The following is a 26,062-nucleotide window of genomic DNA, read 5'->3' on the forward strand; positions in this document are numbered from 1 at the left end:
GAATATTTTTCACTGAGTGTTAAAACAATCACTAGATATTCACATACATTTTAGGAGTGATAAAATGAAATTAATGTTTGCTTCGGATCTTCACGGATCTTATTATTGGACTCAAAAAGTCATTGACCGATTTAAGGATGAGCGAGCGGATTACCTCGTATTACTGGGGGATTTATTATATCATGGCCCACGTAATCCTCTTCCTAAAGAATATAATCCACAAAAGGTTATCGAACTATTAAATCAGATAAAACATCAGATTATAGCTATTCGAGGAAACTGTGATAGTGAGGTCGATCAAATGGTTTTACAGTTTCCGATGATGGCAGACTATAATTTTATTCCCTTAGAGGATAGAAAATTAATGATTACCCATGGACATCTCTATAGCGAGAACAAACTTTCTCAGTTTTTACAAAAAGGAGATGCACTAGTATTCGGACATATCCACATTCCCATTTTAAAAGAGAAGGAAGGAATTTATTATTTAAATCCTGGATCGGCTACTTTACCTAAGGAGAATCATCCACAGACTTATGCAATTTTAGAAGATAATCATTTTGAGGTCAAGACATTGGACGGCCAGATTTATCGACAACTTCAATTAACCTAAAACATCGCTGAAATGAGATGATTTAAGAGTTAGAAAATAAAGTTTGTCCATACTAAACATGAGGCTCTTAGTTTAGAAAGCCTTAAATTAATAGTTACGATTACACACCTCTTTGAAGAAACTAGCTTACGTTGTTAAGCTAGTTTCTTTTTTTAGTTGTTTCAGTATCAACTAAATAATGACATGTCTATTTGTCCTTTATAAGTGGGGGGACTTCCTTTTTGGGGCGTAAGAATGACATAGAAAAATAGGGCGAATTAACCTAATTAATTTTATTAAATTCAACTAAAAGGGGATATTTTTAATCCCAAAAGAATAAACAGAAGAAGAAGGACCTTTTTTTATGTCTAAAAAAGAGATAAAATTCGAAAAAATTCTAATAAAAAAAGGTATTTATTGTCGAATTGTATTGGGATAACGTAAGTTTTATTAATTTTAATATAAATTATGTCCTGAAGACTATAAAACAATAAAATATCTTTCACAACTTAGGCTAAAGTTTGATATAATACAATAGGTATTCGTGTACAAACAGAAAGGAAGAGCGTCGATGGAAGTGATTAAAATAGAAGGAGGGCGCCCGTTAAAGGGAACAGTCCGAATTGATAGTGCTAAAAATAGTACAGTTGCTTTAATTCCTGCGGCCATTTTAGCGGATTCTTCAGTTATTTTAGAAGGTGTTCCACAGATTGTGGATGTTGAACATCTAGGAATGATGATTGAACAATTAAATGGTAAATATGAAATAGATAATGACGAATTAACGATAGATCCAACTCATTTGATCAATACACCGTTAGTAGAAGGTGCTGTAAATAAATTACGAGCTTCATATTATTTTATGGGAGCTTTACTTGGAAAGTTTAAAGAAGCTGTGATTGGGATGCCTGGAGGATGCTATTTGGGGCCACGTCCAATTGATTTGCATTTAAAAGGCTTTGAAGCATTAGGGGCGACAATCACGCAAGAAGCGGGATCTATCCATTTAAAAGCTGAAAAATTAACAGGTGCTAAAATATATTTAGACTTTGCATCAGTTGGGGCAACGATTAATATTATGTTGGCTGCTGTTAAAGCTGAGGGAATGACGGTAATTGAAAATGCCGCAAAAGAACCAGAAATTATTGACTTAGCCAACCTTTTAAATGGCATGGGAGCTAATATTAAAGGAGCTGGAACAGGTGAGATTCGAATTCAGGGTGTAACAGAACTTCATGGAACACGTCATGCTATTATTCCTGACCGAATCGAGGCAGGAACTTATATTACATTGGCGGCAGTTGCTGGAGATGAAGTTAAAATTGACAATATCATTCCCCATCATTTAGAGGCTTTAATTGCAAAATTACGTGAGATGGGTGTCGATATTGAAGTGCATACAGATCATGTTATTGTACGTGGACGTAAAGAAATGAAAGCTGTAGACTTCAAAACAAGTACATATCCGGGATTAGCGACTGATTTACAACAACCTTTAGTGACATTACTAACTCAAGCTACAGGGGTTGGGATGGTAACAGATACAATTTATTCCGACCGCTTTAAAAATTGTTTTGAGTTAAATAAAATGGGAGCTAATATTAAGGTTCAAGGAAATTCAGCTATTGTTCAGGGACCGTCTAAGTTATCGGGCGCTCGTGTAAAAGCGACTGATTTACGTGCAGGTGCGTCATTAGTGATTGCTGGACTGATTGCTGATGGTGTGACAGAAATCGGAAACACTTACCATATCGATCGTGGTTATTCAAATATCGAGGATAAGTTAAATAATATTGGAGCCAAGGTTTGGCGAGAAGATGTTACAGAATAATAAATCTGTATGAATTGTCTAATTTTATAACAATTGTTAAATTTTAATTTGAGAAAACATAAAAAATTTTATTGCGTCTATTCCTTAAATTTAGTATAATTCTATTGTTATATAGACTTTCTCTGATTAAAGAATTAATCAGGGCCGAAGGAGTGAACTAGAATGAAACAAGGAATTCATCCACAATACAACCGTATTAATGTCGTATGTACAACTTGCGGGAACGAGTTCGAAAGCGGATCTGTTAAGAAAGAAATTCGTGTTGACACTTGCTCAAACTGTCATCCATTCTACACAGGACGTCAAAAATTCGCTCAAGCTGATGGACGTATCGAACGTTTCAACAAAAAATACGGAATCAATGCAAAATAGTTTTGATTTTAAAACACCACCTTATGTGTGGTGTTTTTTTTATTTATTTTTAATAAAATACAGTTGACATTCACGTTACGTCAACCCATATGATAGGTTTAGGAAGGAGATGATTTTGATGGAATATAGTATTCGTCAACTTGCCGATCTAGCTGGAATTAGTACACGAACACTTCGCTATTATGATGAGGTGAAGTTGTTATCTCCTAGTCGGATCAGTCCAACAGGATACCGGATTTATTCAGAGGCAGAGGTAGATAGGCTACAACAAATTTTATTCTATCGAGCGTTGGGGATAAGTATACATGAGATTAAATCCATCTTACTCGATCCGAATTATGATGAACTTAAAGCGCTGGAAAATCATTATCATAAGCTTCTCGAACAAAAAGATGAACTGGAGTTAATGATTGAAAATATTGTATCAACATTAGCTGCTAAAAAAGGAGAGATTAAAATGTCAGATGGTGAAAAATTTAAAGGACTAAAAAGACAACTATTAGAGGAAAATGAACAACAGTATGGAAAAGAAATTCGTCAAACATACGGTGAGGATGTAATTAATCAATCGTACCAAAAATTTAATAACTTAGATGAAAAATCATTTCATCAAATGAAGGACTTAGAGGAAGAGATTTTAGATAAGTTAGCTCACGCCATGGAATCGGGGAATCCTTGTGGACAACAAGGGTTAGAAGTCGCTCAACTTCATCGTCAATGGTTGGAGTATACGTGGTCAAGTTATAGTAAAGAGGCGCATGCTGGATTAGCAATGATGTATTTAGCGGATGAGCGATTTATTGCTTATTATGATCAGGCAGTTAAACAGGGAGCGACGACCTTTTTATCCGAGGCCATTCGATGTTATACTGGGCAACTAGAGCATAAATAATTTTTAATATGAGCGTAAAGTAGAAAATACAGCGGATATTTTCTACTTTTTTTATGTGGATAAAAGGATTATTTGGGTGTAATGTTTTGAAGGCTTCATTCATATAATGGAGTATCTTATCATAGATAAGGGGGATTTAGGATGTATCAAAAAGTAAAAGAAATGGTTGATACCATTTACCCACAACTTGTGGTTATTCGTCGTGATTTACATCAACATCCTGAACTAGGTTTGGAAGAATATCGAACTTCACAGATCGTCTTAGACTATTTGAATGAGTGGGGAATTACAGTTTCCCAATTGATTGGTGAAACTGCTATCGTGGGATTGATCGAAGGTGAATATGGGGATAAAACAATTGGATTAAGGGCAGATATGGATGCATTACCGATTGATGAAAAAACGGGGGCCTCATATGCTTCTTTAGTTCCTGGTAAAATGCATGCGTGTGGTCACGATGTGCATACGACTATTTTACTAGGAGCAGCCTATATTCTGAAACAATTACAACATGATTTTAAAGGGAATGTTAAATTATTTTTTCAACCTGCGGAGGAGACAGTAGGCGGTGCGAAACAGATGATTCAAGCGGGGTGCTTAGAACATCCACATGTGAATCACGTTCTCGGACTTCATGTTCGCCCAACTTTGAATGTTGGTGAGGTAGGCTTTCATTATGGGAAATGTCATGCGGCGAGCGATACGATTTTTTTAAACATTCATGGTAAACAGGCACATGGGGCTTACCCACAGGATGGAATTGACGCTATTTTAATTGCATCTCATGTTGTAACTGCATTACAGAGTTTAGTTAGTCGCAATCTTTCACCATTTGAGTCTGCAGTTTTAAGCTTAGGAATGATAGAAGGAGGAACAGCGGGGAATGTTGTTTGTGATCAAGTTAAAATTAGGGGGACATTAAGAACGCTTGATCAAACGACGCGTGCCTTCATGAAAAAACGTTTGACAGAAGTTGCGATTCATACCGCAGAGGCATTCGGAGGAATAGCTGATGTTTACTTAGAGGAAGGATACGCACCGCTTATTAATGCACATGCAATCACGGATGCAGTTGCTCATGTTGCTAAACAGGTCGTAGGGGACGACAATGTTATCATGATGGAACATCCGAGTCTAGGTGTCGAGGATTTTGCTTATTTTGCTGAGGCCGTCCCATCGTGTTTTTATAATTTAGGAACTGCAAATCCACAAAAGGGAATCCAGGGGATGTTACATGAAAATACATTTGATATTGATGAGGATGCAATCAAAGTAGGGGTTTGTTTGCAGGTTTTAGCGACACTTCATCTATTATCATAGTTAATAATTGGGGGAGAAAAGATGATTGAACCAAAACCATTAAAAAAGGGTGGAACGATAGCGATTGTGGCTCCAGCTGGGCCGCTTGATTCAGACATTATTTTTCAGGGGGAAGAATTGTTACAACGAATGGGGTTTGAAGTTATTGTGACTCCAAGTTGCTTTGAGCGAATTAATTATTTGGCGGGCCATTCAGATAAGGAGCGTGCTGAAGATATTATGATGATGTTCGCTGACGATGGAGTTGACGCTATTTTGTGTATGAGAGGTGGTTACGGATCAGCCCGAATTGTTCCGTATTTTAAAGACTTTAAATTTGAAAATTATCCAAAACCATTTATCGGATATAGCGATGTGACGTATTTACATCTATTCTTTAATCAATCTCACCAACTCATGACTTATCACGGACCGATGATTAAAGACCTACTTTTAAATGACGAATTGACAACCTGTCACTGTTTGGAAACAATTATGGGTGAGACAACTTTTGATATTATCGATGTTCCTTACTACAATGAGACCTTACGTCCTGTTTCTGGGACACTAGTGGGTGGAAATTTAACAATGATTTGTACGACATTGGGGACCCCCTATGAAATTGAAACGCGAGGGAAAATTTTATTTATCGAGGAAGTTGATGAACCGACCTATTCGGTGGATCGGCTATTAACGCAGTTAAGCCAGAGTGGGAAGTTGGAGGAAGCAGAAGGGATTATTTTAGGTGACTTTAACGTTCATGATAAAGAAGAAACACAACAATTACTTGAGCGCACCTTTAAAGATTATAAAAAGCCGGTGGCTCATCATATACCGAGTGGCCATTGTCGACCAATGATCACTTTACCAATGGGGGCTGAGGTGACCTTAATTCCTCACTTAAATCGCATCGCTATCCGTGGAAAAAAAACGTGTTTATAAGAGAACGAGATAAAATCTTCGTTGATTTTATCTCTTTTTTAATACCCGGGAAATAATTTGAAAATTAAAGGGACATCTTGAATCTTAAAGGCGAGGTTTGATATAATGGACAAGTTGCTTTAAAAGGAAGATGAAAGGTGGTTTTGATAAAATGTATGATATCAGACAGGAAGGCTGGGTAGAAGCCATTTGTGGTAGCATGTATGCTGGAAAGACTGAGGAGTTAATCCGTCGTTTAAAGCGTTTAGACTTTGCGCGACGTTCATATTGTTTATTTAAACCAGTTATTGATAATCGTTATAGTGATGATGAAGTCGTTTCACATAGTGGATTGAAAATGCCGTCAATTGCGATTGAGCATCCAATTGAGATTTTTGATTATATTAAAGAAGATACCTATGCTGTTGCTATTGATGAGGTTCAATTTTTCGGGGAAAATATTGTGGAGGTTATTGAACACTTAGCTGATCGTGGAATTCGTGTCATTGTAGCGGGATTAGATAAAGATTTCCGAGGGGAACCGTTTGGAAATATGCCAGCTTTATTAACGAAGGCTGAGTTTGTTACTAAATTAACTTCAATTTGTAGTGTATGTGGGGCATCAGCGACAAGATCACAACGATTAATCGATGGAAAACCTGCTTCGTACTTTGATCCTATTATTCAAGTAGGTGCGAAAGAGGCTTATGAACCTCGTTGTCGCCATTGCCATGAAGTAAAAGATCGCCCAACGACATTAAATTTAAAATAATAAAAAAAGTTTAGATAAAATGTTGACAATATGATTGTACGCATGTATAATTAATATTGTTGATACGGAGGAATACCCAAGTCCGGCTGAAGGGATCGGTCTTGAAAACCGACAGGGCGTGAAAGCGTCGCGGGGGTTCGAATCCCTCTTCCTCCGCCATAAAAAGATAATAATTCACACAAGTGTGTGATTTTTTTTTATTCTTTGTCGCAAACTATAAACGCTTAGTAGTAGGGTAAAAAAACCTTCACAATTAATTGTGAAGGTTTTTTGTTTAGAAAAATGAGCTAGACCATACAATAAGGGGGAATTTGCACGGTAAACTGACGATTTATGGAAAACATCAGGCATCGAGTCAATGGTAGGTAAAGTTGTCGTTTATAATTAGTTATAGGGAGGGAATTTATTTGGTTACAGCATTTTTTCCAACGATTATTTTATTGATAGGATACTTATTCTTTCTTGTCATGACGAAGAAGTATAAGAGTTATTCAAGACAAAAGCTAACACGGTTAACTCTTTTTGTTTGTTATGTGATTGCGCTGATTGGAATTGTATTTTTCCCATTTCCAATTCAGCGAGAATTAATTGAGGATAGTATTCGATATGGGATGGAGCAGTATCATAATTTCATTCCGTTTAGCACACCCCTTCGTTCGTTTAACGAAATGGGTGACATAGGAATTTTATCCCTGATGCATCTATTCTTAAATGTTTTATTATTTATCCCCCTTGGCTTTCTCGTCCCCATTATCTGGAGTAAAAAAATGAGCGTTCAATCTGTTGTTTGGTGCGGATTCTTCACGTCCTTGTGTGTTGAAGCGGTTCAATTTTTATTAAGTTTATCCTTAGGTTATGTCTATCGAAGTGCAGACGTGGATGATTTGATTTTAAATACTTTGGGAACATTTATGGGCTATCTATTATTTAAATTCACCTATTATAAAAAAAGAAATCGATCGTGTCTATAAAGAGGAAACAAAAAGCCTTCTCGAAATCTGGAGAAGGCTTTTTGTTTATTTACGACAATTTGATATCTTTTTGCAACCGTTGCATCCGCAACCACATCCACCAGATGTCTGATTACGAATGAGCTTTTTAATAATTAAAAGGAAAATAACGAGTAAAATCAAGGAAATGACTAAGGTAGCTAAAGAAATTTGATGTCTTAATAAGAAAATTCCCCCTTGATAAATAATGAATGAAACAACATAAGCTAGACCAGTCTGATATAAAATAGCTGTTAATGTCCATTTCCACGACATCATTTCTCGTTTAATAGCGCCGATAGCAGCAAAACATGGAGCGGCTAGGAGTGTAAAGGCCATAAATGAGTAGGCGCTTAAGGGAGTGAAAAGAGTAGGTAAACTGTTTATTAATTCAGTCGACTCTTCCGTCATCGCATCACCAAGGCCAAATAAAATTCCGAAGGTAGCAACTACATTTTCTTTTGCTAAAAATCCTGTCATTGTTGCAACTGTTGCTTGCCAATTACCAAATCCAAGTGGAGCAAAAATAGGGGCAATTGCGTGACCGATAGAGGCTAAAATACTATCTCTTGCATCAACCATCTCGAATGACCAGTTAAAGGATTGTAAGAACCAAACGAAACCTGAGGCAACAAAAATAACAGTCCCAGCTTTATAGATAAATCCCTTTGCTCGATCCCACATATGTAACAACACATTTTTTAGTGCTGGCAGGTGATAAGGTGGCAGTTCCATCAGAAATGGAGTTGGATTCCCTTTGAATAAAGGAGTTTGTTTTAAAAGGATTCCTGAGAAAATAATCATTGCTATTCCTAAAAAGTACATCGATGGAGCAATCCAAGACTTCGTTGGGAAAAAGGCCCCGGCGATAAGGGCGAAAACAGGCAACTTAGCCCCACAAGGAATGAATGGGGTTAAGATAATTGTCATTCGGCGATCTTTTTCATTTTCAATCGTACGGCTCGCCATAATTGCAGGAACGCTACATCCTGATCCAATTAACATAGGAATGAATGATTTTCCAGATAACCCGAATTTTCTAAAAAGGCGATCCATAATAAAGGCAACGCGGGCCATATATCCACAGTCTTCTAGAATAGAAATAAGGAGAAATAAAATTATAATTTGAGGGACGAAGCCTAAAACAGCGCCTACTCCGCCAACCATTCCATCGACAATAAGACCGATTAACCAATCGGCAGTATTGATACTTTTTAAAAAGTAAGAGAGGTTTCCTTGAACGAGCTCTCCGAAGAAAACATCATTAATCCAATCGGTGGCGATAGAACCGAGGGAAGTGACCGAAATATAATAAATTCCCCACATAATTAGAGCGAATATAGGAAATGCAAGCCATCGATTAGTTAAAATAGAATCAACTTTATGGGAAATGGTTAGTTGAGAATCTTTTGCTTTTTTAACACATTCTTGAACGATACTTTCAATAAATTCATAGCGTGCATTCGTTAGGATACTTTCACTGTCATCCTCTAATGAAGATTCATGTGTTGAGATAATCGTTTCAATTTTTTGATGAATATCTGTGGATAATTCTAACTGCTTCATCATATGAACATCTCGTTCAAATAATTTGATACTGTAAAATCGTTGGAGTGGTTCTTCGGTTATATTTTTTAATTCATTCTGAATTTCTTTTAGGGAAGATTCCAAATTTGTATCAAAAAGAGGCATTTTAGGTGGCATCTTTGTTATTTCTATTGCCTCTATTAACTCAGTTAGTCCTGTTTGTTTTAACGCAGATGTTTCAATAATAGGACACCCTAATGTGTGGATAAGTTTTGAAATATTAATTTGAGTCCCTTGTTTTTTTACCAAATCCATCATGTTTAAAGAGATGACGACTGGAATGTTTAACTCCATCAGTTGTGTTGTTAAATAAAGATTACGCTCAATATTAGACGCATCGATGATATTTAAAATAACATCCGGATGTCCATTCAATAAAAAATTTCGAGTAATAATTTCCTCGGGTGTATAAGGAGATAGAGAGTAAATTCCGGGTAAATCAACAATTTTAATTTTTTTGTTATCTCGTACTCTTCCTTCCTTTTTTTCTACAGTAACTCCGGGCCAGTTTCCAACATATTGGTTGCTTCCAGTCAAAGCATTAAAGATCGTTGTTTTTCCGCAGTTTGGATTCCCGATTAAAGCAATTGTCAATGACATAAAAATTCCCCCTTTTTTAATGGCTATTAACTATTTAACGATAATATTTTCGGCATCTTCCTTACGTAAAGATAGTTCATACCCTCGAACAGTGACCTCGATGGGATCTCCTAGTGGAGCTACTTTTCTTAAATAAATAGAGGTTCCCTTTGTAATTCCCATATCCATAATTCGACGTCGAAGGGCTCCCATACCATTTAATTTTGTTACAATGGCTGTCTCACCTATTTTTACATCCTTTAAAGTTTTCATTTTCATTCCTCCTAAAATACTTTTTGGGGTCCACGTGAATTAGAAGTTAATGTTAGTCTAAGTATTCATACCTAATCATTAAGAAGAAAATCTTTTCTTACAGTGGACACAAAATGATTGAAAAGATTTTAACCTGTGCATAAACAGAATTTATCTGTTAATACGCACTTCTCGTTTTTACGAGTTAGACAGTGTTAACCGAGCTCTTTTCTTTTATGTTAACATAATTAGGAAATGGTTAGCAAGTGCTAACTGAGATAATTCAGTATATGTCGAGTAATAATGATATATTCCATTACCTATTCATCTGATAAGAAGTATAAAAGTTGAAGAAATGAGGAATATTATGCTAAGATTATAACGATATTTAGATTTTATTAATTAGGGGGGCATATGAAATTACAAGAATCGGGTGAAAATTATTTAGAAACTATTTACCTATTAAATGAAAAAAATGGCTTTGTTCGTTCAATCGATGTAGCTAATGAATTGAATTTTTCTAAACCGAGTATTAGTCGGGCAATGCGAATCTTAAAGGAAGCAGGATTTATCTTGATTGAAAGAAATGGTCAAATTCGTTTAACCGAAGCGGGTTATCATCGAGCCAAAGCGATTTATGAACGTCATTGTTTGATTAAAGATTTTTTAATAAAGACCCTTCAGATTAGTGATGATCTAGCTGATAAGGATGCCTGTCGAATTGAACATGTTATAAGTGATGAAACATTTGAGCAGATGAAACGTCTATTTCAAAAAGAATAATTAAAAAGAGCAAGAATGATGGAACGGTCATTCTTGCTCTTTTGATATTAAAGTATCATTGATTTTACTCTACTTCCCCACGAAGTGAGAGCTCAAACCTAGTAACGAAAGTGTAAAAATAAGTTTAGCGAACGGTATAACCGAGATGATTAAAAGCATCTAAAATATATTTAGGCGATCCAATCCCCTCATTGTAATGAACAGAAATTAATTTTAAAGATAAATTAATATCTAATTTTTCCACCCCGTCTAAATTAGTTTCAAAATAATCTCTAATTTTTTTTTCATCCTCATTCGAACTTAAGTTATCCACGTTTAACATAAAAGTTTTAGCCATCATCCTCACCTCAGACTTTCTTTATCACTTAGTCTTGATAACCTCTTTATTTTATCATAGAATAAATTAAAAAAGAACTAATAACGGGTGATTATATGGAGCATCTTGAGTTTATGCAACAGGCAATTGAAGAATCAAAGAAAGCGCAAACCATTGGAGAGGTACCAATTGGTGCGGTTATTGTCAAAGATGATAAAATTATAGCGCGAGCGCATAATCTACGTGAAACAAGTCAGTTATCTACAGCCCATGCTGAATTATTGGCAATCCATGAAGCGAATAAAGCTTTAGGGTCATGGCGGTTGGAAGAATGTACACTTTATGTGACATTGGAACCTTGCCCCATGTGTGCGGGGGCAATTGTTCAATCGAGAATTCCGAAAGTTGTTTATGGCGCAAAGGATCCGAAAGGTGGATGCTGTGGGACTATTTATAATTTGTTAGAAGAGCAGCAGTTCAATCATCAGTGTGAAGTAATTTCTGGTGTAATGGAAGAGGAGTGCGGTCAGTTACTCACGACTTTTTTTAAAGAATTAAGACAGAAAAAAAAACGAAATAAGATTGACAAGCAAGAGACTAATTGATATACTAAATGTGTATCAATTGAAACTCTCTTTTGGTACCCTTATTCAATAGGACGGTGTGAACCAGGTCAGGACAGGAATGTAGCAGCCTTAAGCATTTAGTTTTATGTGGGTGAGGGTACCAAAGGAGAGTTTTTTTTATTAGCTCAACCTTGGTATCTTAACAGAATTTTAACAAACCGTTCGTTGGGTGTATGATAGAATAAAGGGAAGAAATGAACCTTGGAGGTATGCGTGATGGGAAAAAGGGTATTAGTAGTGGAGGACGAACTTTCTATTCAGAGAATTTTACAATACGATTTAATGCAGTCAGGTTTTATAGTTGATTTAGCATCAGATGGAGAAGAGGGGCTACAAAAGGCACGTCGAAATTCCTATGATGTGATGATATTAGATGTTATGCTACCTAAACGGGATGGTTTCTCAGTATGCAAGGAATTAAGAAAAGAGGAAAATCCAGTCTATATTGTCATGTTATCTGCACGCGATGATGAATTTGATCGGGTAATGGGACTTGATGTTGGAGCCGATGACTATATGACTAAGCCCTTTTCGTCTCGTGAGGTAGTTTCAAAGGTAAAAGCTATTATGCGCAGAAAGGGAATGCATCATCAGAAGGCGTGTACAGAACGTTTAAGTTATCAACAACTAATCTTAGACCAACGCCGTTTTGAAGTCTTAATCAATGAAGAGGTTATCGATTTTACGCTTAAAGAGTACGAATTGTTAGAATTTTTAATTCACCATCAGGGGCAAGCTTTATCACGTAATTTATTATTAGACCGACTTTGGGGATATGAGTATGATGGAGATACACGTATTGTTGATGTTCACATCTTTAAAATTAGGGAAAAATTAAAACCTTATGGGATTAAAATTAAAACCATACGTGGAATTGGATATATGCTAGAGGATGAGAAAAATGATTAAGACTCGCCATGAATTACTTTCATTTTATTTATTGTGTACAATTTTGCTTTTTGTAAATATTGGAACGTCTAATGATGGACAGATTACCTTTGTCTTTTTAATGATGTTACTGATTGTTATGATTTCCCAATATCGTCGTTCGATGATTTATTTAAAGCAATTGAAGCGATATGATGAGGTGGCGTTATTAGTTCAGGAGAAGAATGATTATAGTAGTATTCGTCCTCTTGTGATTGAGCAACAGGAGGTTGTCGGTGTTCAATATAATCAATTGATGCGGTTTATTCATCAACAAGAATTCAGAAATAAAAGGAATATGCAAATTCTGAATATTATTACTAATAATATTCAAGATCCCATTGTTATTTTAAATATTCATGGGGAGTTAGAGTACGCGAACAATCAATTTAAGGAATGGGTTCATATGACTGCGTTAAAGAAACTGTCGTTTTATGATGTAAAAAATGAGCCTATTCGAAAAATTCTCGAGGATGCGCTTATTTGTGAAAAAACTCGAAAAAAGCAACTTAAGATTCATAATAAGTACTATAGTTCAGTCGCACATCCAATCTTTGATGAACAAGGGGATTTTAATGGGGTTGTTGTTTTATTCTATGATATTTCTGATTTGAAAAAATACGAAAATTTACAAAAGGAATTCTTTAGTAACGTTTCGCATGAATTAAAGACTCCGATTAGCGCTATTAAAGGGTGTAGTGAAATTCTTTTAAATGGTGGGTTAAAAGATCAAGCAATTTGTGAAGAGTTTTTAACCATTATTCAAAATGAAAATTTGCGAATTGAACGATTAGTTAAAGATCTTCTATTAATTAACCGATATGAACACGATCAAATTAAACATCAAACACAGCGTTTAGAAGTAAACTATCTATTAAATGATTGCATCCAAAATGTACAAACAATAGCTAATCTTAAGCATCAGACGATTGATTTTGTTGAGGAAAAAAAATATTGGGTCGAGGGGGATTATACGAAGCTACAGCATTGCTTTTTAAACCTTTTAACGAATGCCATTCATTATTCTCCTGATGAGACGCAAATACAAATTAAGGTATCCGAAAAGTCAACCTTTATAGAGATAAGCGTGATTGACCATGGAATTGGTATTCCACCGGAGGATCTTCCGCATATTTTTGAACGTTTTTATCGTGTGGATAAAGCAAGGTCTCGCCATACAGGCGGGACAGGACTTGGCCTGTCTATTGTGGCGTCCATTATCGAAGCCCATCATGGAGCGATTCAAGTGCAGAGTGAATTAAATAAGGGAAGTTGTTTTACGGTTCAGTTACCTAAACTTTTGAAGTAACCTTTACGGTTTTTTTCTGATAAATCTTTATTTAACAGGGAAAAGTCGACCAATGGAGGTTGCTTTTTTTTGTTCATGGAGTTTTAACGAACTCTTAACAGAAAATTAATATTTCACATGTTTATTTATATTACAATGGATCTATCAAAAGAGATGTAAATGGAGGCGTGATGAATTTGAAAAAATTATTATCTTTAGTTGCGGTTGCAACGGTATCTTTAACAGTAGTTGCTTGCGAGGGGCAAAAACCTGCCGAATTAGTTGAAACACCAGCATTGAAGGAAGGGGCAATTGATGTCGTTAGTCGTGAGGCGGGGTCAGGAACGCGTCAGGCTTTCGAAGAAATTATCGGCTTTAATGGCGAAGGTCAGACACCGTTAACGAAAAGTGCAACAATTAAGGATGGAAATGGAGTTGTTGCAACATATGTATCAGAAAATGAGCAATCACTAGGATATATTTCCTTTGTTACCTTACAAGAAAATGAAGGAAAGATTGAAGGATTAACAGTGGATGGGGTAGAGGCGACGCCGGAAAATGTTTTAAGTGGAGCATATGCGGTAGCTAGACCTTTTGAAATGGTGTATATGGATCAAAATTTAACAGAAGTGGAACGTGCATTTATTGAGTTTGCTGCTTCACAAGAGGGACTAGAAATTTTAGATGCTAATGGAACTATTGTGGATAAATCAGCGGCAGAGGCTTTTGATATGACAAAATACAATCAATTATCTGGAAATTTAATGATGGGGGGATCAACGTCGACGGAGGCTGTTGTTAAAGCATTGGCAGATGAGTTTTGTGCCTTATTTCCAAAAGTGACCTATGAATACAACGCAACGGGTTCAAGTGCTGGGGTAAAAAATGCCATTGATGGAACTTATAAATTAGGATTTGCTTCACGTGAAATTAAAGATTCAGAGTTAGAATCAGGAATTCAAACAACAACTTTATGTATGGATGGAATTGCATTAGTTGTAAATCCAGAAAATGATGTAGAAGATATTTCAACGGAGCAAATTAAAGACGTGTATACAGGAACGATTACAGAGTGGTCGGTATTAACAAAATAATTAAAAAAGGAATTACTCAGCGAGGGGTAATTCCTTTTTTGTAGAAATAATCCAGGGGTTATTTGTTAACTAGAAATGTTAAGGAATTGTTAACAAGCGTTAACTTTATGTTAACAAAATAAGAAAAATAGAAGGATGATGTTACAATGTCCGTGTAGAGAAAAAGCGTTAAATTTTAATTTAACTGGGTGGAGGCGTTGAAACGTGAAAAAGGATATGAGTTTAAATAGGCGAAGAGTGTTCGTTGAAAAATTCTTCCATGGGTTGTTTTTACTGGCGGCACTGATTGCTGTATTGAGCGTCGCATTAATTATTATATTTATTTTTGGGAAGGGGTTGGCTCCATTCTTTAGTGGGAATGAATATGGAACCTACTCATTTATTGATTTTATAAGGGGGCTTAAATGGACGCCGCAAAGTGGAGAATACGGCATTGGATATATGATTGTTAACTCTATTTTTGCGACTTTCGGTGCCATTTTACTAGGAGTACCTATTGCCTTATTAACGGCTGTTTTTATTGCTGAAATTGCTCCTAAACGTATTGCGGGAATGGTGCGACCAGCGATTGAGTTATTGGCAGCTATCCCATCGGTATTATATGGGGTGTTTGGTTTTGCAGTGATCACACCACTTGTAAAACAGATTTCACCATATCCAACAGGAGATTCTCTAATAGCCGTTATTATTGTTTTGACAATTATGATTTTGCCAACGATTGTGGCAGTCGTTGAGACGGCGATTCGAGCGGTTCCTAAAAGTTATAAAGAAGGATCATTAGCGCTAGGTGCATCAAAAATACAAACCATTTTTAAGGTAACATTACCCGCTGCGCGATCAGGAATTTTAACGGGGATCATTTTAGGAGTAGGACGTGCGATTGGGGAAACAATGGCGGTTATTTTAGTCGCGGGAAATCCTGAGTCGGGAATTGCGACAACCATTTTTGACCGCGTCCGTTTATTGACAACAAATATTGCTTTAGAGCAAGGTTATGCGGCGAAGCTTCATGAACAAATGTTATTTTCAACCGCGGTTGTTTTATTTATCTTTATCATGATTATCAATTTAGTTTTAGCGCGTATTCAAAAAAAAGGAGGTGATTGCTAATGTCTCGAAAAATAAAGGATCAGTTATGCACAATGCTTATTTGGCTAGCGGCTACTTTTTCAGTAGGGGTCTTAGTCTTAGTGGTTGGTTTTATTTTCTCTAAAGGTTGGTCTAAGATTTCGGTAGATTTCTTATTTAATGACTATGAGTCAAAGACTCAGTACGTTAATCTTGAAAGTAATCAGGTATATATCGCTCCATCTTCCCTTTCAGCGGATGCACTGTTTTTAGAAAACTTAGGGGCAGCACTTGAATTAAATGGCGATCATTACGAGGTTGTTTGGATTGATAAGGAATCACCATTAAAAGAGGCAACTAATAATGCGGATGAGAAGGTGAGAATTAATAAGGGAGACCACATCCAACAAATTAAGGTTCCGGGAAAAAGCTTAACATTAGATGAGACGGTGGATAAGGAAGAGGTTATTCAATTTTTGGGCGATGCTAATACGTTGGTGATGAAAGTCATGTCTACCGGGGGTGGAATTTTCCCAATGATTATTTCAACCTTACTTTTAGTGTTCGTAGCCCTCCTTTTCTCTGCACCCATTGGAATTTTAGCAGCGATTTATTTAGTGGAGTATGCAAAACCAGGAAGGTTAGTGAATACCATTCGATTTGCAACTGAGATCTTAGCAGGAATTCCGTCGGTTGTTTATGGATTGTTTGGAATGCTTATGTTTGTAAATACCCTGAATTTAGGTATGTCCATTTTAGCGGGAGGGTTAACCCTTACAATTTTATTATTACCGACGATGATGAGGACAACAGAAGAGGCTTTAAAGGTTGTGCCAATGAGTTATCGTGAGGCTTCTTACGGACTAGGAGCGAATAAAATTCAAACCTTATCTAAAGTTGTTTTACCGAGTGCAATTCCGGGAATCTTGGTTGGGATTATTTTATCAATTGGTCGAATTATCGGGGAATCTGCGGCCTTATTATTTACAATTGGGACATTTGCAAAGTTACCGGTAAATCCTTCAACTGGAAGCTTCTCGCTGTTTGAAACAGGGACTTCACTCACTGTTCGTGCGTATATCGAAGTCAAGGAATCTGGAAATGTCGAAATGGCAGCAGCCATTGGAATTGTTATTCTTATTGTTGTGTTTACCCTTAATATACTGTCGAGATTAGTTGCGAAGAAATTTAGTAAAGTTAATGACTAGGAGTGTGAAGAAAGATGAAGCCAAAATTCAGTGTATCGGATTTAAATTTATTTTATGGAAACTTTCAGGCCTTACATCAAATTAATATAGAAATTCCCTCAAACCAGGTAACGGCCCTAATTGGTCCTTCAGGTTGTGGGAAGTCAACCTTTTTAAGAACATTAAATCGAATGAACGATCTTGTAGACACGGCGAAAATTACTGGGGAGATTCAATTAGATGGAGAAAATATTTATTCAGATATTGATGTGATGAAGTTAAGAACGCGTGTGGGGATGGTTTTTCAAAAGCCAAACCCGTTTCCAATGAGTATTTATGATAATATTGCGTATGGTCCACGATGCCAAGGGGTTAAGGATAAAAATCGACTTGATGAAATCGTTGAGAAGTCTTTACGTGGGGCTGCGCTATGGGACGAGGTTAAGGATAGGCTAAACAAATCAGCAATGGGATTGTCTGGGGGACAACAACAACGTCTTTGCATCGCGCGAGCGATTGCAATGGAGCCAGAAGTAATTCTAATGGATGAGCCGACATCGGCGCTGGACCCGATTGCAACCAAAAAGGTAGAGGAGTTAATGGAACAATTAAAAGAGAAGTATACGATTGTTATTGTCACTCACTCTATGCAACAAGCGGCACGTATTTCAGATAAGACGGCATTTTTCCTGATGGGGGAACTAATTGAATTTGATGATACGAATAAAGTTTTTACAAATCCACAGGATAAGCGAACAGAAGATTATATTACTGGACGTTTTGGATAAGAGGGGGAATTTGGAATGAAAAAGACAAGACTTGAGACAGATTACGAGGTACTACTGCAAGAGGTGAATCAATTATCACAGTTGACTATTCAGGCTTATGAACAAACACTATTAGCTTTAAAGACATTAGACCTAGAAATCGCCCTGACGATTCTTAAAAAGGATCAAAAGATTGATAATTTATCAGAAGAAATCGTGGAAGAGGCCACGATTGTTATTATTCGTCAACAGCCTGTAGCCAGTGATTTACGAAAAATCTTAATGATTATGAGATTAGCGACTGAATATGAGAGAATTGCAGACTATACGAAAAATTTAGCAGAATACATTATTTTAATTAAACAAAAGGAATCATTAGAACATTACGAAAAAAATGTGGATAAACTTGTTTATATGATAGAATTGGTAATTAAAATGTTAACGCTCGTTATTGAAGGATTAAAAGAAGAAAATAAAACAAAAGTCAAGGAAGCGGCGGATTTAGATAAAAAGGTGGATGAGGTTTATAATGAGTTGATGGCTTCGTTGATTACTCATATTCAAGTGGTCGACGGAAAAGTATTCGGAACTGCGTATGCTATTTTAATCAATAAATATATTGAGCGTGCGGGGGACCATGTGACCAATATTGCTGAAGAAGTTTTATATGCGCTTAAGGGGCATCGTTACCATCTGAACTAAATAATGAAAGGCAGTTCAATTAAATTGAACTGCCTTTCATTATGGAGACGACGGAGATTTTCATCATAATATTTTGGCGAATATATAATGGCTCTTTGTCAAATCGTGTGGGTGAATAAAATCTATACATGTAATCAAGAGGAATTAGGCCATTCTTTAGACGGCTTGGTTCCTCTTCTTTTTTTGTTCAAAAGTGTATTTATGAATAATCAAAATTCTTGCTTTGAAATGGTAGAAACTACGGTATCCGAAGGCAATACGTTTAATGACTTTAATGTTATTGTTAATTCCTTCGAGTACTCCATTTGTATAAGGAGTTTCGATAGTATTTTTGACATAATCTTGATAATGAGTGAGTGTTTTTAAGGCTGTTTTCATTTCGTGTGAAAGCAGGTCAGAGGGGTGTTGAATGGCATGATGAAATATTTCAAGGTTACGAAGTTTAATAGCCTGTTGGACAGTTTGGTAGAAATCATAAGTCTCCTTTAGTTCAGGGTCTAGGGCTAATAAAAAGTCAATAATTTCTTGTTGAGAGATCATCTTTTTGAAGCAGTTGGAATAGAAGTAATGAGTGGCATTAAGATCTTCTTGGGCTTTTAAGAGAAGTCGCCAATAATATTTGAATTTATTATAAAACTCTTTATTTTGATTCATGAAACGAATGCGTGTTTTATTAAGAGCACGAGAGACTAGTTGAACGATATGAAATTTATCTAAAACAATCTTAGCCTTAGGGAATACCTCTTTAATGAGTGTCATATAAGGGGCGTACATGTCAATGACGACGTGGGTTACACCTTCACGAGCTGCTTTAGAAAATCGCATAAAATAAGTCCTTAGTGTACTTAAGCGACGGTCTTCAACGATATCAATTAGCTTTCCATTGGACGCATCACAAAAAATGAAGGACATTGCTCCCTCGGCCGATTTAACCGACTTAAACTCGTCAAAACAAAGAACTTTTGGGAGAGAATTAAAGGGAAGCGGCTGTTCTTCATAGGAAGAATGAATGACGCGGTTAACGGTTGAATGAGAAACGTTAAGCTCACGTGCAATATCTGTTTCGGATTTCTTATGACTAGCTTCTAAAAAGATGGCTTGTTTTACGGGAGTGGAAATAAAACAATTAGGGTTAACAAGAGATGTTTCTAGGGTAAATGTTCGGTCGCAATGACGGCATTTATAACGTTGTTTTTTTAAGTCTAGATAAGCATCAAATCCGGAAATTTTGACTAGCTTAATACGTGAAGTTTTGAAGCCGTGTTTAATGATATTTGAGTCAAAAGAATGACCACAGTGGTAGCAACGAGTCGGTTGAAAAGAAAGAGTTCCCAAAATAAGTTTAGAACGAACATTCTTAATCTGAGTTTCTTGGATACAATTTTTTGAAAAAGTAATATTTTTATCTTTTAAATCAAGTAAAGTTGAGATACAATTAGTGTGAGACATAAACCCAATCCTTTCGTGTTTTTTTGGTCGATTACATTGTATAGAATTTGGGACGTTATGTCTCTTTTTTTGTACTTATTTTTTAATTCCAATAAAAGAGGTGTGGGCATCACCCACACCAAATATTATAGAACCTATATAATAAAGGATTGTTTCATCTTAGAAAACTACGTGTCAAATATTCAACCTAAACACGGGGAGAGGTATTAGTAGATTAAATGTTTGCATCGGGGTTAAGGAGAATTTATCAGAAGGATGTTAAAGTTTATCAAGGAGGGGCTTTATTGACTTTAAATTATTTCACTTTATGTCATTTAGGAGAATATCCGGGAATTTTCTTGTTTACCGGTTCGACTTTGGAGGGACATCTACGGAGACATTAAATTCCTAAGGGGAGTTGATTGATGAGGAGTAAAGAGCACTTGAAACTCATCACGATAATAAAGGTTATCAGTGCGCTGTCTCTTTTCTTTTGAGGGGTTTGATTATACATGAAATAAAGAAAAATAAGTGAGAATAGATCAAATGCTAGCTGTAAAAAGTGTGTTTGTGAACGGATAAAGAGAGGCATTAAAGAGAGCGTCTCTAAGAGTAATCCTGATAGATAGAGTGCATTTATAAGGGCTGAGTATTTAATGTCTAATTTTCCGATAAACACGAGTTGAGCCCCAAAATAGCAAAGAATACTAATAAAGCTCCAAAAAATAAGCTGGTTAGGATAAAATATCCCGATAGTAAAAAATAAACTGAGGTAATAAGACAAATTCATAAAGAGTAGATAGAGAAGCACATGGGTTCCGGCTTGTAACCTATCTCTACTCAAATAAATAATCACGCAAACGGAAGTAATCCAAAATCCCCCACAATTAACAATGTCAGATAAACTCCAAAATGTATTTGGTGAAAATGGCCTCAGATAGGCAGTAAGAACTCCGATTAAAGCTCCGAGAATACAGTAAGTTATCAATTTCATCTAAAAGGAACTCCTTTTCTATTAAATGTATAACTAGTATAGCACCAAGTTGTGGATAAATCTTTACTTTATTTTTAGAAAAGTGCAACAAGTGCTCAGACATTGTTAATAATGTATGATATAATCAAAATTATTTTTAAACTAGAAAGTTAGGAGTCTTTTTATGTCATATCATGCCCTATATCGTGCTTACCGCCCACAAAAGTTTAGCGACGTTGTGGGGCAGAAGCATATTGTTAGAACGATTCAAAATGCTTTAAAACATAATCGATTATCACACGCTTATTTATTTTGCGGTCCACGGGGAACGGGAAAGACATCGATTGCGAAAGTTATTGCCAAGGCAGTCAACTGTATCCACTTTCCAACGGATGAACCTTGTAATGAGTGTGCAAATTGTCAGACAATTACGAATGGATCAAATGCTGACGTTTTTGAAATTGACGCCGCGAGTAACAACGGTGTGGATGAAATTCGTGAAATTAGAGACAAGGTAAAATATGCGCCGACAACGGGGCGTTATAAAGTATATATTATTGACGAAGTTCACATGCTATCCACAGGGGCATTTAATGCACTACTAAAGACGTTAGAGGAGCCTCCAAAACATGTCATTTTTATTTTAGCGACAACTGAACCACATAAAATTCCACCAACGATTATTTCACGATGCCAACGTTTTGATTTTAAACAAATCTCTATTCAAGAAATTACAGATCACTTGATTGAAATTACTAAACAGCAAAACATGGATTACGACGAAGAGGCTATTAAATTAATTGCTCAATTATCTGAGGGGGGAATGCGAGATGCCCTTAGTCTGTTAGACCAGGTTATTTCTTATTCGAACCAAAAGATTTTATTAGAAGATGTCCATGCGCTTAGCGGGACGATCTCTAATCATCAATTATTGCAACTTATTCACGCTATCTATGAACGTGATTTTTCGTCGGCGATTGACTTGATAAAAGAAATGATCGAGGTTGGAAAAGAACCAAGTCGTATTATTGATGGGATGATTATGGTTTATCGGGATATCCTTGTTTATCAAAAGTCACAAAAGAGTGTTTCAGACAGTTTAGCCAATCACTCTACGTTTACACAACTTGCAAATCAGTTGATTTCAACTCATATCGTAGAATACCTATTTAAATTAAATAAAATTCAGTCAGAATTGAAGTACTCTAATCATCCTGAACTGATTCTTGAAATTGGGCTACTTGGTTTAGCAGATGAGGAGCCTTCATCGGATCTAGATAACAAGAATGAATATCAGATTCAAATTGAAGAATTAAAAGCTGAGATTAAAACTTTAAAAAATTTAATTAAAAAGGTGGAATCAACCGGAGGTAGTGGATTAAGGGAACCGCGGATTAATAAAAATGAATCACAATTTAAGATGGACTTATTTAATAAATCAGAACCTATTGAAATTCATCTTCCAAAAGAACCGGATCCCATCATTTTACCTGAACATGTGCCACAAACGATGCTAACCATTGAGCGAGTTTTATCCAAAGCCACTCGGGAAGCAAGGGATCATGTGTTACAAAAGTGGACTCAACTAAATCCATTAATTATGCCAGAACACCGGGATGTCATTGTACTTTTAAAGGATGGTCACGTTGTTGCGGCATCCGAAGAAGGGTTTATTTTAACCTATAAGCATGAACCTGGCTGTAAGAGGTTGTTGAGGGAAGATAATAAGAAGGTGGCGGAGCAAATCGTCGCTTATCTTTTTGGACACCCCTATTCATTTAGTGTCATGCCAGAATCATTTTGGTTAGAACAAAGACAAAGCTATATTGAACAGAAAAAAAGCGGGATTGAGCCGAGCTTAAAACAATATAGTCAGGACCTAAAAAATGTGATAAATTATAATAATGAAGAACAAACTAAAGATGATAGCTTAGTAGATAACATGATTCAAATGTTTGGAGCCGATTTAGTTAATATAATTGATGGATAGGAGTAGTGAAGAGTATGAACCCAATGATGATGAAGAAAATTCAAAAAATGCAACGTGATATGATGAAGGCACAACAAGAGATTGAACAATCAGTGTTTACAGGAAGTGCAGCGGGTGGAATGGTGACGGTTGAAGCGACGGGAACAAAGCAAATTAATAAAATTAATATTAATCCATCTGTTGTTGATCCTGAAGATGTAGAGATGTTAGAAGATGTCATCTTATTAGCTTTAAATGATGCATTACGCCAAGTTGATGAGAAAACGGAATCAACAATGGGACAATTTACAAAAGGAATGAATATTCCTGGATTATTCTAAGGAGAAATCATGCAATATCCACAACCCATTACAAAATTAATTGAAAGTTTTAGTAAGTTACCTGGTATAGGAAATAAAACGGCTGAAAGATTAGCATTCCATGTCATTAGTACGATGAAAGAAGATGATGCGACAACTTTTGCGAAGGCCCTTATAGATAGCAAACGCCAACTATTTAAATGTTCTGTATGTGGCCATATTACAGACACAGATCCATGCATTATTTGCTCGGATACTCACCGCGATCGATCAGTTATTGCGGTCGTTCAGGATCCAAAAGATGTGATTGCCATCGAAAGAATGCGTGGATTTAAGGGTCTTTATCACGTATTAAATGGTGTACTGTCACCGTTAGATGGGATGGGTCCAGAAGACATTGGAATCCCGGCCCTTATAGAACGCCTAAAAGATGAAAGTGTTAAGGAATTGATTTTAGCGTTAAGTGCAACCCTAGAAGGTGATGCTACGTCACAGTATATCGCACGGTTATTAAAAAATACTGATGTCAAAGTAACACGTATTGCCCGTGGTCTTGAAATGGGACGTTCAATTGAATATGCAGATGAAGTAACGTTAATTCGAGCTTTAGAAGGTCGAAGGGAACTGTTTTAAGAAGAGTTGTCTCTCCATGATTAGAAATGAATGGTCACGGGGGACAACTCCTTTTTTATAGATAAGTCATATATAGGACAGCGAATTTAATAATAAAACATAATACGAATCTTAACCGGAATCTAGATTCACCTAATGTGTATGTCTAACCTATAAATATCCTATGATATTGATGAAAGCCTCTTTGCATACAACCATGGAATAGTAAAGATATAAATGATCTAATGAAAAAAATAAATAGATAGGTTATATCACTCTTTAAGGAGACATAAAATGGACAATATGAAGGGAGGTGACTTGTTATAAGGTCAAAGGGCTTTATAACATACATATGAAAATTATGGGCTGGCTTATTAAACGATTTATCATAGGGGTATTTGCACTATATCTATTTAACATCGTCGGGGTATATTTTAGTGTATCTGTTCCTCTCAATTACATTACATCATTTATAACAGGAACACTCGGAATTCCAGGATTTATCTTAGTTTATGTTTTAACAAAAATTGTTTTAATTTGAGAGGTCGAAGACCTCTTTTTTTTACAACCAAAATTTGATTGTTCATATCTATCCATTATGATGGTATAATCAGTAGGTGAATTAAGGAGCATGGGGGATTTAGATAGTTATTCTTTTGACAACGATGAAAATTCAAAAAAAATGTATAAAAAAGAATAATTATTTTTAAAACCACTTGAAAAAAGTATGACTATGGGGTAAAATATCTAACGGTACATTTTCTTTATTTTCACAAGAAAATTCGAGCCCCAGCGAATTTTCAATATGAAAAATAATTATAGCGAAAGAAGTAGGAGGCAGGACAATGCGTACAACATTTATGCAAAAATCTCATGAAGTAGATCGTAAATGGTATGTTGTTGACGCTGCAGATAAAACTTTAGGGCGTTTATCTACAGAAGTTGCAACACTTTTACGTGGAAAACATAAACCAACATTCACACCACATGTAGACTGTGGAGATTATGTAATCATCATCAATGCTGATAAAATCACATTATCAGGAAATAAATTAGAAAACAAATTATACTACCGTCATTCAGGATATCAAGGTGGATTAACAGTGCGTACTGCAAAAGAAATGCGCGAGAAAACACCTGAGCGTATGTTAGAATTATCTGTAAAAGGTATGTTACCAAAAGGACGTTTAGGACGTGCAATGGGTAAAAAATTATTTGTTTATGCTGGATCTGAGCATCCACATGCAGCACAAAAACCTGAAGTTTACGAACTTCGTGGATAATCAAGAGGGAGGTAACACTATATGACAGTACAATACTTAGGAACTGGTCGTCGTAAAAGTTCAGTTGCACGTGTACGTTTAGTACCTGGAACTGGTAAAGTAATTATCAACGGTCGCGAATTTGAAGATTATATTCCTTCTGCAGCAACTCGTTTAGATATCATGCAACCATTAACATTAACTGAAACTACTAATCAATATGATGTTTTAGTAAATGTTAACGGTGGAGGATTAACAGGACAAGCAGGAGCTATCCGTTTAGGGATTTCACGTGCATTATTACAAGTTGATGCTGAATACCGTGGAACATTAAAACCAATCGGATTATTAACTCGTGATTCACGCGCTAAAGAACGTAAAAAATACGGACTTAAAGCAGCTCGTCGTGCACCACAGTTCTCAAAACGTTAATTATTATTATATTTATTGGAGTCACTTCATGTGGCTCCTTTTTTAATATAGATTGTTACTAAAAGTCTAAGTGGATATCCTAAATAAAAAGCAGTATATGTCATATCTTCTGCTCCTATGCTTATATCGTATCGAGGAGACCGATATAGATCCGTAAGAGATAAAGAATAGATGATATGATGAGTTTACGCAGATGAAATTTAAAAGAAGAAAGAGCATTGG

At 36.0% G+C, this 26,062-nt stretch carries 28 protein-coding genes, 1 tRNA gene and 1 other RNA gene; 25 read left to right on the forward strand and 5 right to left on the reverse strand.

The features are described 5' to 3' along the window. Positions 1-64 precede the first annotated feature (64 nt). The 9 genes from yfcE to AC6I0I_RS01305 all read left to right on the forward strand — a co-directional run bounded on the left by yfcE (position 65) and on the right by AC6I0I_RS01305 (position 7,650). A complete protein-coding gene (gene yfcE, locus AC6I0I_RS01265; RefSeq protein WP_161832392.1) occupies positions 65-613 on the forward strand; it encodes a phosphodiesterase in 549 nt (182 codons plus the stop codon). Positions 614-1,163: 550 nt separating this feature from the next. After that, on the forward strand, positions 1,164-2,423 hold the full coding sequence (murA, locus tag AC6I0I_RS01270) for a UDP-N-acetylglucosamine 1-carboxyvinyltransferase (RefSeq protein WP_262951104.1): 1,260 nt from the start codon (positions 1,164-1,166) through the stop codon (positions 2,421-2,423). Positions 2,424-2,585: 162 nt separating this feature from the next. Next, complete coding sequence (gene rpmE / locus AC6I0I_RS01275) at positions 2,586-2,795, forward strand: 50S ribosomal protein L31 (protein ID WP_161832390.1); 210 nt, start codon at positions 2,586-2,588, stop codon at positions 2,793-2,795. A 118-nt stretch (positions 2,796-2,913) separates the two neighbouring features. Then, positions 2,914-3,687: a MerR family transcriptional regulator gene (locus AC6I0I_RS01280; RefSeq protein WP_262951105.1), complete on the forward strand. Its 774-nt coding sequence runs from the start codon at positions 2,914-2,916 to the stop codon at positions 3,685-3,687. 141 nt (positions 3,688-3,828) lie between these two features. Then, positions 3,829-5,007 carry a M20 metallopeptidase family protein gene (locus tag AC6I0I_RS01285; RefSeq protein WP_262953845.1) on the forward strand — a complete coding sequence of 393 codons (1,179 nt, stop codon included), beginning with the start codon at positions 3,829-3,831 and terminating at the stop codon, positions 5,005-5,007. 21 nt (positions 5,008-5,028) lie between these two features. Then, complete coding sequence (locus tag AC6I0I_RS01290) at positions 5,029-5,928, forward strand: S66 peptidase family protein (protein ID WP_262951107.1); 900 nt, start codon at positions 5,029-5,031, stop codon at positions 5,926-5,928. Between the two features lie 151 nt (positions 5,929-6,079). Further along, the gene (locus AC6I0I_RS01295; RefSeq protein ID WP_161832386.1) at positions 6,080-6,679 is read left to right on the forward strand and encodes a thymidine kinase; all 600 of its coding nucleotides are present in this window, start codon (positions 6,080-6,082) and stop codon (positions 6,677-6,679) included. Between the two features lie 66 nt (positions 6,680-6,745). Next, positions 6,746-6,838 (forward strand) — tRNA-Ser (locus AC6I0I_RS01300). A 248-nt stretch (positions 6,839-7,086) separates the two neighbouring features. Next, the gene (locus AC6I0I_RS01305) at positions 7,087-7,650 is read left to right on the forward strand and encodes a VanZ family protein (protein ID WP_262951109.1); all 564 of its coding nucleotides are present in this window, start codon (positions 7,087-7,089) and stop codon (positions 7,648-7,650) included. Between the two features lie 45 nt (positions 7,651-7,695). Here the strand turns inward: AC6I0I_RS01305 and feoB are convergent, their stop codons facing one another. Both feoB and AC6I0I_RS01315 read right to left on the reverse strand, forming a co-directional pair. Next, a complete protein-coding gene (feoB, locus tag AC6I0I_RS01310) occupies positions 7,696-9,855 on the reverse strand; it encodes a ferrous iron transport protein B (protein ID WP_262951110.1) in 2,160 nt (719 codons plus the stop codon). A gap of 30 nt (positions 9,856-9,885) precedes the next feature. After that, positions 9,886-10,107, reverse strand: coding sequence for a FeoA family protein (locus AC6I0I_RS01315; RefSeq protein ID WP_262950982.1), 222 nt, complete (start codon positions 10,105-10,107; stop codon positions 9,886-9,888). 393 nt (positions 10,108-10,500) lie between these two features. Here AC6I0I_RS01315 and AC6I0I_RS01320 point away from each other — a divergent pair, with 393 nt between their 5' ends. Next, positions 10,501-10,869, forward strand: a complete 369-nt coding sequence (locus AC6I0I_RS01320) for a metal-dependent transcriptional regulator (protein ID WP_262950980.1) — start codon at positions 10,501-10,503, stop codon at positions 10,867-10,869. A 124-nt stretch (positions 10,870-10,993) separates the two neighbouring features. Here AC6I0I_RS01320 and AC6I0I_RS01325 read toward each other — a convergent pair whose 3' ends face one another. Further along, positions 10,994-11,206, reverse strand: coding sequence for a heavy-metal-associated domain-containing protein (locus AC6I0I_RS01325; protein ID WP_161832381.1), 213 nt, complete (start codon positions 11,204-11,206; stop codon positions 10,994-10,996). 95 nt (positions 11,207-11,301) lie between these two features. On the opposite strand from AC6I0I_RS01325, the gene tadA reads away from it, so the two are divergent. The 9 genes from tadA (at position 11,302) to phoU (ending at position 18,844) form a co-directional block, all read left to right on the forward strand. Beyond that, entirely contained in the window at positions 11,302-11,790 is a 489-nt protein-coding gene (tadA, locus tag AC6I0I_RS01330) for a tRNA adenosine(34) deaminase TadA (protein WP_262950978.1), read from the forward strand. 32 nt (positions 11,791-11,822) lie between these two features. Next, an RNA gene (gene ffs / locus AC6I0I_RS01335) (signal recognition particle sRNA small type) lies at positions 11,823-11,918 on the forward strand. Positions 11,919-12,027: 109 nt separating this feature from the next. Continuing rightward, on the forward strand, positions 12,028-12,720 hold the full coding sequence (locus tag AC6I0I_RS01340) for a response regulator transcription factor (RefSeq protein WP_161832379.1): 693 nt from the start codon (positions 12,028-12,030) through the stop codon (positions 12,718-12,720). Further along, positions 12,713-14,047 (forward strand): sensor histidine kinase, encoded by a 1,335-nt coding sequence (locus tag AC6I0I_RS01345; protein ID WP_262950974.1) that lies wholly within the window; start codon positions 12,713-12,715, stop codon positions 14,045-14,047. The genes AC6I0I_RS01340 and AC6I0I_RS01345 overlap by 8 nt, the downstream gene beginning before the upstream one ends. A 170-nt stretch (positions 14,048-14,217) precedes the next feature. After that, on the forward strand, positions 14,218-15,120 hold the full coding sequence (locus tag AC6I0I_RS01350; RefSeq protein ID WP_262953846.1) for a substrate-binding domain-containing protein: 903 nt from the start codon (positions 14,218-14,220) through the stop codon (positions 15,118-15,120). 204 nt (positions 15,121-15,324) lie between these two features. Next, entirely contained in the window at positions 15,325-16,230 is a 906-nt protein-coding gene (gene pstC, locus AC6I0I_RS01355) for a phosphate ABC transporter permease subunit PstC (RefSeq protein ID WP_161832377.1), read from the forward strand. Next, complete coding sequence (gene pstA, locus AC6I0I_RS01360) at positions 16,230-17,396, forward strand: phosphate ABC transporter permease PstA (RefSeq protein WP_262950971.1); 1,167 nt, start codon at positions 16,230-16,232, stop codon at positions 17,394-17,396. Before pstC ends, pstA begins: the two co-directional genes overlap by 1 nt. A 14-nt stretch (positions 17,397-17,410) precedes the next feature. After that, positions 17,411-18,163, forward strand: coding sequence for a phosphate ABC transporter ATP-binding protein PstB (gene pstB, locus AC6I0I_RS01365; RefSeq protein ID WP_161832375.1), 753 nt, complete (start codon positions 17,411-17,413; stop codon positions 18,161-18,163). 15 nt (positions 18,164-18,178) lie between these two features. Continuing rightward, positions 18,179-18,844 carry a phosphate signaling complex protein PhoU gene (gene phoU / locus AC6I0I_RS01370; protein ID WP_161832374.1) on the forward strand — a complete coding sequence of 222 codons (666 nt, stop codon included), beginning with the start codon at positions 18,179-18,181 and terminating at the stop codon, positions 18,842-18,844. 156 nt (positions 18,845-19,000) lie between these two features. Here the strand turns inward: phoU and AC6I0I_RS01375 are convergent, their stop codons facing one another. Together AC6I0I_RS01375 and AC6I0I_RS01380 are read right to left on the reverse strand one after the other, a co-directional pair. Further along, a complete protein-coding gene (locus tag AC6I0I_RS01375; RefSeq protein WP_338506149.1) occupies positions 19,001-20,293 on the reverse strand; it encodes an ISL3 family transposase in 1,293 nt (430 codons plus the stop codon). Between the two features lie 379 nt (positions 20,294-20,672). Further along, the gene (locus tag AC6I0I_RS01380; protein WP_161832373.1) at positions 20,673-21,266 is read right to left on the reverse strand and encodes a hypothetical protein; all 594 of its coding nucleotides are present in this window, start codon (positions 21,264-21,266) and stop codon (positions 20,673-20,675) included. Positions 21,267-21,429: 163 nt separating this feature from the next. Between AC6I0I_RS01380 and dnaX the strand changes: the two genes are divergently transcribed. The 6 genes from dnaX (at position 21,430) to rpsI (ending at position 25,840) form a co-directional block, all read left to right on the forward strand. Then, on the forward strand, positions 21,430-23,235 hold the full coding sequence (gene dnaX, locus AC6I0I_RS01385) for a DNA polymerase III subunit gamma/tau (RefSeq protein WP_262953947.1): 1,806 nt from the start codon (positions 21,430-21,432) through the stop codon (positions 23,233-23,235). 14 nt (positions 23,236-23,249) lie between these two features. Further along, a complete protein-coding gene (locus AC6I0I_RS01390) occupies positions 23,250-23,555 on the forward strand; it encodes a YbaB/EbfC family nucleoid-associated protein (protein ID WP_161832371.1) in 306 nt (101 codons plus the stop codon). Positions 23,556-23,564: 9 nt separating this feature from the next. Further along, entirely contained in the window at positions 23,565-24,167 is a 603-nt protein-coding gene (gene recR, locus AC6I0I_RS01395) for a recombination mediator RecR (protein ID WP_161832370.1), read from the forward strand. A gap of 292 nt (positions 24,168-24,459) precedes the next feature. Beyond that, entirely contained in the window at positions 24,460-24,687 is a 228-nt protein-coding gene (locus AC6I0I_RS01400) for a pro-sigmaK processing inhibitor BofA family protein (RefSeq protein WP_411040343.1), read from the forward strand. A 304-nt stretch (positions 24,688-24,991) separates the two neighbouring features. Next, positions 24,992-25,429 (forward strand): 50S ribosomal protein L13, encoded by a 438-nt coding sequence (rplM, locus tag AC6I0I_RS01405; RefSeq protein WP_161832930.1) that lies wholly within the window; start codon positions 24,992-24,994, stop codon positions 25,427-25,429. A 21-nt stretch (positions 25,430-25,450) separates the two neighbouring features. Beyond that, positions 25,451-25,840 carry a 30S ribosomal protein S9 gene (gene rpsI / locus AC6I0I_RS01410; protein ID WP_055244296.1) on the forward strand — a complete coding sequence of 130 codons (390 nt, stop codon included), beginning with the start codon at positions 25,451-25,453 and terminating at the stop codon, positions 25,838-25,840. Positions 25,841-26,062: the final 222 nt, after the last annotated feature.

The organism is Turicibacter sp. St.80E1 (genome assembly GCF_059728495.1).

Bases quoted from the DNA above. Each gene is read 5' to 3' on its own strand.
- AC6I0I_RS01285 (WP_262953845.1), top strand. From the start codon at position 3,829: ATGTATCAAAAAGTAAAAGAAATGGTTGATACCATTTACCCACAACTT.
- AC6I0I_RS01325 (WP_161832381.1), bottom strand. From the start codon at position 11,206: ATGGCTAAAACTTTTATGTTAAACGTGGATAACTTAAGTTCGAATGAG.
- phoU (WP_161832374.1), top strand. From the start codon at position 18,179: ATGAAAAAGACAAGACTTGAGACAGATTACGAGGTACTACTGCAAGAG.
- pstA (WP_262950971.1), top strand. From the start codon at position 16,230: ATGTCTCGAAAAATAAAGGATCAGTTATGCACAATGCTTATTTGGCTA.
- AC6I0I_RS01340 (WP_161832379.1), top strand. From the start codon at position 12,028: ATGGGAAAAAGGGTATTAGTAGTGGAGGACGAACTTTCTATTCAGAGA.
- AC6I0I_RS01315 (WP_262950982.1), bottom strand. From the start codon at position 10,107: ATGAAAACTTTAAAGGATGTAAAAATAGGTGAGACAGCCATTGTAACA.
- rplM (WP_161832930.1), top strand. From the start codon at position 24,992: ATGCGTACAACATTTATGCAAAAATCTCATGAAGTAGATCGTAAATGG.
- dnaX (WP_262953947.1), top strand. From the start codon at position 21,430: ATGTCATATCATGCCCTATATCGTGCTTACCGCCCACAAAAGTTTAGC.
- AC6I0I_RS01320 (WP_262950980.1), top strand. From the start codon at position 10,501: ATGAAATTACAAGAATCGGGTGAAAATTATTTAGAAACTATTTACCTA.
- rpsI (WP_055244296.1), top strand. From the start codon at position 25,451: ATGACAGTACAATACTTAGGAACTGGTCGTCGTAAAAGTTCAGTTGCA.
- AC6I0I_RS01390 (WP_161832371.1), top strand. From the start codon at position 23,250: ATGAACCCAATGATGATGAAGAAAATTCAAAAAATGCAACGTGATATG.
- AC6I0I_RS01295 (WP_161832386.1), top strand. From the start codon at position 6,080: ATGTATGATATCAGACAGGAAGGCTGGGTAGAAGCCATTTGTGGTAGC.
- murA (WP_262951104.1), top strand. From the start codon at position 1,164: ATGGAAGTGATTAAAATAGAAGGAGGGCGCCCGTTAAAGGGAACAGTC.
- recR (WP_161832370.1), top strand. From the start codon at position 23,565: ATGCAATATCCACAACCCATTACAAAATTAATTGAAAGTTTTAGTAAG.
- rpmE (WP_161832390.1), top strand. From the start codon at position 2,586: ATGAAACAAGGAATTCATCCACAATACAACCGTATTAATGTCGTATGT.
- AC6I0I_RS01345 (WP_262950974.1), top strand. From the start codon at position 12,713: ATGATTAAGACTCGCCATGAATTACTTTCATTTTATTTATTGTGTACA.
- AC6I0I_RS01375 (WP_338506149.1), bottom strand. From the start codon at position 20,293: ATGTCTCACACTAATTGTATCTCAACTTTACTTGATTTAAAAGATAAA.
- AC6I0I_RS01290 (WP_262951107.1), top strand. From the start codon at position 5,029: ATGATTGAACCAAAACCATTAAAAAAGGGTGGAACGATAGCGATTGTG.
- yfcE (WP_161832392.1), top strand. From the start codon at position 65: ATGAAATTAATGTTTGCTTCGGATCTTCACGGATCTTATTATTGGACT.
- AC6I0I_RS01280 (WP_262951105.1), top strand. From the start codon at position 2,914: ATGGAATATAGTATTCGTCAACTTGCCGATCTAGCTGGAATTAGTACA.
- tadA (WP_262950978.1), top strand. From the start codon at position 11,302: ATGGAGCATCTTGAGTTTATGCAACAGGCAATTGAAGAATCAAAGAAA.
- AC6I0I_RS01380 (WP_161832373.1), bottom strand. From the start codon at position 21,266: ATGAAATTGATAACTTACTGTATTCTCGGAGCTTTAATCGGAGTTCTT.
- pstB (WP_161832375.1), top strand. From the start codon at position 17,411: ATGAAGCCAAAATTCAGTGTATCGGATTTAAATTTATTTTATGGAAAC.
- AC6I0I_RS01350 (WP_262953846.1), top strand. From the start codon at position 14,218: ATGAATTTGAAAAAATTATTATCTTTAGTTGCGGTTGCAACGGTATCT.
- feoB (WP_262951110.1), bottom strand. From the start codon at position 9,855: ATGTCATTGACAATTGCTTTAATCGGGAATCCAAACTGCGGAAAAACA.